The 2,320-nt window shown below is 62.2% G+C and carries 1 pseudogene; it reads right to left on the reverse strand.

Annotated features, from left to right (window positions below):
- Positions 1-2,320: pseudogene (locus tag ASF18_RS24105) on the reverse strand (hypothetical protein); the annotation flags it as partial.

Genomic DNA, 2,320 nt, shown 5'->3' on the forward strand with positions numbered 1-2,320 from the left:
TAGGAGATCGCGGCGCGGACGGTGTCGGTGCCCTGGTTGGTGTACTCGATGACGGTGTCGCCGATGCTGTCCACCACGAAGGTGTCGTTGCCGAGCCCGCCGTACATCCGGTCGTCTCCGACCCCGCCGTTCAGCGTGTCGTTGCTGCGACCGCCCACCAGGGTGTCGTTCTTCACGCCAGTGGTGAGGCTGTTGCCGGCATCCGAGGCGTAGACGAAGACGGCGCGCGAGCCATCGAGCTTGTCCGAGAGGTCGAGAGCTCCCCTGTCGGAGACCGTCAAGGTCACGGTGTCGCCGACATGCGCCGCATCGTCATGGGTGACGATGTGCTCATAGGCCGCGAATTGCGCGACCGTCTTGGTCACGCCGTGATCGAGGGTTTCCAGCTTGATCGTGTCCGTCGACTTGCCGAACTTATCGTAGACCTTCACGATTTCCTGATCGCCCACTCCGGACCTGACCTGGAAGGTGTAGTCGCCCTCGAGGGCGCCGAGCGCGGAACCGTAGCGCGCGATGTATTCCTGGAGGGAACCGGCCGGAACCGTCAGGACGTGACTGTCGGTCAGCCACACGCCCGCGAGGCCCGCCGTGGCATTGACCGCTCCAATCTGCTTCACGAAGTCCGCGGCGGTCATCACGAAGGCCACCACCGAAGCCGAGTCCTTGCTCAAGTGACCTGCATCGCTGATGGATGAGGCGCTCAGCACGTGCCGACCCACCCCGAGTCCCGCGGCCACGAAGCTGTAGGTTCCGTCCTCCCGCGCGGTCGTCGTTCCAATCAGGTTGCCGTTGTCGTAGATCATGACGGCCGAGCCCGCGAGCGCCTCGCCCTTCAGCGCTGCGGAGAGGGCGCCGTCGACCATCTTCGTCTCGGCCGTCGGGGCGATCGCTGTCAGACTGCGGGAGAGCGGCGCGCCGGTTGTTCCATGAACCATGGCGAGCGTCGGCGCAGCCTCGACCGCCTCGAGCGCCGGCGCGAACTTGGTGTCGACCCACTTCTCGGCCACGTATTCGAGCTTGGTCTGCTTGCCCGAGGCATCGTACCAGCGGTGGATGCTGCCATAGGCCTTGCCGGAGATGTTGAAATCCCACGATTCTTTCGTGCCGTCAGCACGGGTGATCACCTCACGGGTCAGAATTTCGGAGACGTAAGTCTTCACGTCCGTCGACTTGTCGGTGAGCACGATTCTTTCGGAGGTGACCTGATGGTTGGCGTCATAGGTGCGGCTGCGCGTCGAGCCGTCCGTCGCGAGCCAGGTGACCGCGTCGAGCGATCCGTCCATCCGGGTCTTGAACTCCGTCAGGAGCTGGTTCGAGGCCGAAAAATTCTGATGCAGGGTGACGTAGGATTGGCCGGTGACCTGATAGAGGAAGGATTCCTTCGCCACCGGTCCACCGGTGGTGTGGGTGACGATTTCGCTCGTGAGTACACCGTTCTTGAAGTTCTCGATGCGATTGGACTTGTCGCTATAAGTCGTAATCTTCGAGGCGACGGCACTGGTTGCATCGTAGTTGGTCACGATGCTGACGCCGTCACCCGTGAGCTGCGTTGAGGATTTGAGCTTGCCGACGGTATCATAGACTTTCGTCAGCGTTCCGCTCGCATCAATCTTCGACGAGTAATCCAGCGTACCATCCGCATGGCTTCGCGTCGTAAGAACGACGTTTCCTGTCTTGTCGTAGGCCTGATAAGTTGTGGTGTAGCTCTTGCCCGTGATGCCGTACTGGAAAATTTCTTTTGCGTAGGTGGCGTTGCTGCTCGCGTCGACGATGGTCTCGCGAACGAGGACCCCATCTTTCGTCGCTGCGGTGTATGTGTTGATCAGGCTGCCGTTCGCGTCGTAGCGGGACAGGGTCCGGTTGTCCGCCGTGCCGCTCCAGAACTGGAACTGATAGCCCCCGGAAATCTTCGACAGGACCTCCTGATCGATCGCAATGATGCTTTGCATCTGCGCCGTCGAGGCGACGGTAAACACGTGCTTATCGGTCAGGTATACGGCTGCGACGCCTGACTTCGCCGCGATCAGGTCGATGCGCGAGAGGATGTCCGCGGAACTGCCGACTTCGACGACCGATTCCGCTGACACTTTGCTCAAGCGGCCCCTGGCGTCGACGGCGGTGGCGGTAAAGACGTTTGTACCGGCTCCGACGCCCGACACCGTGATGGTGTAATGGCCGTCGGCGCCGCTCACAGCCTGCCCGACGAGCTGCGCACCGTCGTAGATCTTGACGATCGCACCGGCCGGCGCGCCACCCTTGAAGGTGGCGGTGAGGGTCCCGTCCTTGGCCAGGGTGCCGCTCGAAAGAGCCAGCGTCGGCG

This window comes from Methylobacterium sp. Leaf89, from assembly GCF_001422215.1.
GTDB lineage: Bacteria > Pseudomonadota > Alphaproteobacteria > Rhizobiales > Beijerinckiaceae > Methylobacterium.